The following is a 369-nucleotide window of genomic DNA, read 5'->3' as shown; positions in this document are numbered from 1 at the left end:
CTCCAGGCGCACTACAAAGCGCAGGGAAAGCCTATGCAGGAGTTGGCTATCAAGTCGGCGCTGCAGTCGGTGCGGAGGGTGAAGTGATGATCATCAAACTCCCATTTCCAGCCGCAAGCCTATTTCCTAATCGCAAGAATGGGAGCCACTTTCGCAAGACGCTGGCCACCAAAAACAAGCAAAAGGAAGACGCCTTTTATCTGACCAAGCAGGCCGCCGCGGGCTACGTGGCGCCCGAGGGCTACATCCCTTTGTCCTTGCTATTTCTGACGCCAGACAAGCATGCGCGTGACCTGGACAACATGCTGGCCGCCAGCAAGGCGCTACTCGATGGCATGGCCCGCGCCCTGGGTGTTGACGACAGCCGTT

The 369-nt window shown here is 58.0% G+C and carries 1 protein-coding gene; it reads left to right on the top strand.

Annotation, left to right across the window (positions count from 1 at the left end; genetic code table 11):
• Positions 1 to 86 precede the first annotated feature (86 nt).
• A partial coding sequence (locus C5P05_RS00625; RefSeq protein ID WP_114967999.1) for an endodeoxyribonuclease RusA occupies positions 87 to 369 on the top strand: 283 nt, incomplete at its 3' end.

This window comes from Rhodoferax ferrireducens, assembly GCF_003347515.1.
Lineage (GTDB): Bacteria > Pseudomonadota > Gammaproteobacteria > Burkholderiales > Burkholderiaceae_C > Rhodoferax.
This window is presented reverse-complemented; position numbering and strand designations above follow the sequence as displayed.